This is a genomic window from Clostridioides sp. GD02367 (assembly GCF_045900275.1).
Lineage (GTDB): Bacteria > Bacillota > Clostridia > Peptostreptococcales > Peptostreptococcaceae > Clostridioides > Clostridioides difficile_A.
Map to the genome: position 1 here is coordinate 1 of NZ_JBJODK010000024.1, position 5,406 is coordinate 5,406.

The 5,406-nt window shown below is 27.7% G+C and carries 3 protein-coding genes; 2 read left to right on the forward strand and 1 reads right to left on the reverse strand.

Going from position 1 to position 5,406, the window contains the following annotated elements; translation table 11 throughout:
* Positions 1–198 precede the first annotated feature (198 nt).
* Positions 199–1,383, reverse strand: coding sequence for a pyridoxal phosphate-dependent aminotransferase (locus Q3223_RS19370; protein WP_054268691.1), 1,185 nt, complete (start codon positions 1,381–1,383; stop codon positions 199–201).
* Between the two features lie 372 nt (positions 1,384–1,755).
* Between Q3223_RS19370 and Q3223_RS19375 the strand changes: the two genes are divergently transcribed.
* Complete coding sequence (locus Q3223_RS19375; protein ID WP_054268692.1) at positions 1,756–4,107, forward strand: anaerobic ribonucleoside triphosphate reductase; 2,352 nt, start codon at positions 1,756–1,758, stop codon at positions 4,105–4,107.
* Between the two features lie 21 nt (positions 4,108–4,128).
* Positions 4,129–4,668: an anaerobic ribonucleoside-triphosphate reductase activating protein gene (gene nrdG, locus Q3223_RS19380; protein WP_054268693.1), complete on the forward strand. Its 540-nt coding sequence runs from the start codon at positions 4,129–4,131 to the stop codon at positions 4,666–4,668.
* Positions 4,669–5,406 lie beyond the last annotated feature (738 nt).

Here is a 5,406-nt window from a genome sequence, read left to right on the forward strand (position 1 = left end):
AATCTTTTTATTATAATAAATTAACTTAGCACTTTAATTCAACATTTTACTTAATTCAATATTTTAATTAAAAAATAAAGCTACTGATTTTTAAATCAGTAGCTCTTTTGTTTTTTATCTAATATTTTAGTTAAGTTAGTAAATAAAAATCTTATATACTCATTTGGGATATTAACCATCATTTAATTTAAATTGTTATTATGCCATTATTTTATATACAAACTCTTTTAGTTTATCTAATCCAGATAAGAACGTATTTTCACTGCAAGCATAAGATATACGAATATATTTATCCATACCAAATGCTATTCCAGGAACAACTGCAACGTTATATTCTTCTAAAAATTGATTACAAAATTCTATAGAAAAGCTATCTTTATACTTAAATCTCTCAGATACTTTAGAGAGGTCTATAAATGCATAAAATGCGCCATTTGGATTTACATATCCTACATTTTCGATAGAGTCTAATTTTGATGTAATTAAGTCTCTTCTAGACTTATATGTCTTAACCATATTATCTATATCAGCTGAGCAATCTTTTAAGGCTCCATATGCTATGTATTGTGCTGTTAAACTTGGATGAGATATAAGATGTCCCTGTATAGAACTCATTGCTTTAGCAATGGTTTTATTAGATGCTGTATATCCCAATCTTAATCCAGTCATTGCAGCAGATTTAGAAAAACCATTTACAGTTATTGTTATATCTTTAGCTTCTTCACTTAATGAGGCAATTGATGTAAATTCCCCATCATAGCATATTTTTTCATATATTTCATCTGCTAAAATATATATTTTATTTTCTATACATACATCTACAATTTCTATTAATTCATTTTTTGTATAAATGCTACCAGTAGGATTTGAAGGATTATTTATTACAAGAATTTTTGTTTTATTTGTTATAGATTTTTTAAGCTCATCTTTTGTTAACTTGAATCCATTTTCTTTTTTAGTATCGATGAAAACTGGTACAGCATTTACTAATTTAACCATTTCAGGATAACTAACCCAATAAGGTTTTGGCAATAATACTTCATCGCCCTCATCTGTTAAAGCTAGCAAAGTATTCGTTATAGAGTTTTTTGCTCCACTTGATATAACTATTTCATCTATTGAATATTTACAATTATTTTCATCAATAAGTTTTTTACAAATTTCCTCTCTAAGTATTTTTAACCCTGGAACTAAATCATATTTAGTACAATCTTTATTTAAAGAGTCAATACCATAAGCTTTTGCATTATTAGGTACGTTGAAATCAGGTTCTCCTATACTAAGATTTATTACTTTAATTCCGTTGTTTTCCATTTCTTTAACTTTTGAACTAATACCTATTGTGTAGGATGGAGTTATAAAGTTTAGTCTTTTTGATAACATAAAATGCCTCCTTTTAAATTATTATTTATATTATACGACAGTTTTAAAGAATTTACATAAGGAAATTTGTAGATATATACATTAATGTACATGAAATTATACGTTTTTTGCCTAAAATTAGTGTAAAAAAAAGAGAAAAAATTTTTGACTCTCAGAGTTGTTAGAAACGCTACTGTTCAAAATATCTAGATAGTATTTGCAATGACTTGCGTAAGTTTGACTATTATGTACAAATTTGGTAATCTTAATATAGAAATTATTAAGATAATCCCTTTAACTTAGTTGAAGGGGATTTTTTTAGACTTAATATACTACATATAGTGGTATGTAGATTAATAAAATACAATATATAGTAATAGGAGGTTTTTTTAATTGGTTGAATTCGTGAAAAAAAGAGATGGAAGAGTAATCCCATTTAATGAAGATAGAATAACAAGAGCTATATTTTTAGCAGCGACAAATGTTGCAGAAAGGGAAGGAATAGTACCTGATTATAAATTATCTGAGCAATTAACTCAGGAAGTAATAAGATTTTTAAATCATAAATATTCAGAAACAGTTCCAAGTGTTGAGGATATTCAAGACTCAGTAGTTAAGATTCTTATAGAAACTGGTCATGCAAAAACTAGTGAAGAATACATAATATATAGAACTGAAAGAAGTAGAATAAGAAATTCAAAAACAAGACTGATGAAGGCAATAGAGGAGATTACTTTTGAGGATGCAGAAGATGCAGACATAAAAAGAGAAAATGCAAACATTAATGGTAATACAGCTATGGGGACTATGCTACAATACGGAAGCACTGTATCTAAAGAATTTTGTAAGACTCATATATTAAAGCCAGAACATTCTTTTGCCCATGAGAATGGAGATATACACATACATGATATGGACTTTTTAAATATGGGTACATTAACTTGTTGCCAGATAGATGTTAAAAAACTATTTAATGGTGGATTTTCAACAGGACATGGTTTTTTAAGAGAACCACAAGATATAATAAGTTATGGAGCATTAGCTGCAATCGCTATACAAAGTAATCAAAATGACCAACATGGAGGTCAAAGTATACCATTTTTTGATTATGGATTGGCTGAAGGTGTATATAAGACCTTTAAGAAATTCTACATAGGAAACTTAGCTAAAGCATTGAAATTATTTAAAGGAATTGAAAATAATGATGCAATAAAGAACATAGTATATAATACAGAAAAAGAAACAAATAAAAAGGTTGGTCTTAAAAGAGAGGAATTATATATAAACTCAGAAAAAAAGAAATTGATAGAAACTTTTGATATTGATGAAGAACTTGCAAATAACATGCAAAACTTTGCATTTGAAGAATCATATAGAGAAACTGATAAAAAAACATACCAATCTATGGAAGCATTTATACACAATTTAAATACAATGCATTCTAGAGCAGGTGCACAGGTTCCATTTTCAAGTGTGAACTTTGGAACAGATATTTCTGAAGAAGGAAGGATGGTAACTAAGAATCTTTTACTATCTCAAGAAAGAGGACTAGGTAATGGAGAAACGCCAATTTTTCCAATTTTAATATTTAAGGTTAAAGAAGGAGTAAATTTAAATCCTGAAGACCCTAATTATGATTTATTTAAATTATCATGCAGAGTATCAGCTAAAAGACTATTTCCTAATTTTAGTTTCTTAGATGCGCCTTTTAATGCTAAATATTACAGAAAAGGTGAACCAGATACAGAAGCCACATATATGGGTTGTAGAACAAGAGTACTTAGTAATGTATGTGGTTCAGAAACAGTTAGTGGTAGAGGAAATATATCTTTTACTACAGTTAATTTACCAAGATTGGGTATAAAGCATGGCATTGTAAATGATGAGAAAGCTAATTTAGATAGTTTTTTTGAAGAATTAGATGAAAAGATAGACTTAATTATAGAGCAATTATTAGAACGTCTTGAGGTTCAAGGAAATAAAAAAATGAAGAATTTCCCATTCTTGATGGGTCAAGGTGTATGGAAAGGTTCTGATGATTTAGGACCAGAAGATACACTAAAAGAAGTAATAAAGCAAGGAACATTGACAATTGGATTCATAGGTTTAGCAGAATGTCTTATTGCTCTTATGGGTAAACATCACGGAGAAAGCAAAGAAGCCCAAGAATTAGGATTAAGAATAGTGTCACACATGAGAGCTAAAATGGACGAAGCCACAGATAAATATAAATTAAACTTCTCTTTAATGGGTACACCAGCGGAAGGTCTTTCAGGTAGATTTACTAAAATAGATAAAAAAGTATATGGAGAGATTAAAGGTATAACAGACAAAGAATATTATACTAATTCATTCCATGTACCAGTTTATTATAATATAAGTGCATATGACAAAATTGAGATAGAAGCTCCATATCATGAACTGACGAATGCAGGTCATATAACATATGTGGAATTAGATGGAGATCCATCAGATAATCTAGAAGCTTTTGAAACAGTTATAAAAGCTATGAAAGACTTAGGTATAGGATATGGAAGCATAAATCATCCTGTAGATAGAGATCCAATATGTGGATTTTCAGGTGTAATAGGAAGTAACATATGTCCTGTATGTGGAAGAAATGAAGATGAAAGTGATATCAAATTTGAAAGAATAAGAAGAATAACAGGTTACTTAGTTGGTACAGTTGACAGATTTAATAATGCAAAAAAAGCTGAAGTAAGAGATAGAGTAAAGCATAGATAGTTTTATTTGGAGGAATAAGTTATGAAAATAAGAATGTCATCTACTATAAGCCATGACAGTATAGTTGATGGACCAGGATTAAGGATGGTAATATGGACTCAAGGATGTATCCATAATTGCAAAGAATGCCATAATCCTCAGACACATGATTTATGTGGGGGATTTTACATGGATACAGAAGAAATTATAAATAAGATAAAATCATTAAAGTTACAAAAAGGTATTACATTATCAGGAGGAGAACCATTTTTACAGCCAGAACCATTAGAAGAAGTAGCAAAAGAAGCTAAAAGAAATGGACTGGATGTATGGTCATATACTGGATTCACATTTGAGCAGTTATTAGATAAAAAAAATAGTAGATATTTTAAAAATTTAAATTTACTAAAACAAATTGATATTTTAGTAGATGGAAAGTTTATGGCTGAGAAAAAAGATATAAGTTTAAAGTTCAGAGGTTCATCAAATCAAAGAATAATTGATGTTCAAAAAAGTTTGAAATATAAAAAAGTATTTTTAGTTGAACAATATATGAAAGATGATTTATCCATAGCAGAATAAAATATAAATAGACGGAAGTAAATATAATAATGTATTTACCTCCGTCTATCTTTATGTAATTTTGTTTATTTGCATCATATAAGATGTAATTGTTAAATAAAAATGCTTATCGTGTATTTTATTTAACTCTTTTATAAGCTGGATGATTCTAATAGATAGTTTCTAAAGGATATACAAGTATTAATTTATGGATTCTTTGCTAAGAAACTAGAATGTTTAGTTGTTATGTAAAAATCTTTAGTTACTATAAGAGAAGAATTCAAATAAATGATTAAATGTTGACAAGGAGCTCAGAAAGTAATTTACCTAGTGCCATCAAGATTGGTATTAAGCATTTTTAAAAATAGAAAATCTTTAAAATGAGTATTTTTAATAATATTTCTTGGTTTGTATCTTTCTTATAAACAAATTTTATAGTATAAATCAATTAAGTAAATAAGTCTAATTACATATAATACATATATTTGTATAAAAAATATTAAATTTTGTAATTTGTGGATAAATATGTTTATAATGTGGATAATATTTAATATAATAAGTTAAAACAATATGAATCAGTTGTTTATAATGTGGATAATATAACCATATGTAAATAAATGAGATACTTGAAAGTAAAAAATGTGAAAAAAGTTATTGACTCTAAAAGGAAAAGTTGGTATAGTAATACTTGTCCTCAAGAAAAGGGCAAACAGATAAAGCATAAAGAACTTTGAAAATTAAACAGTAGGTTAATTTATA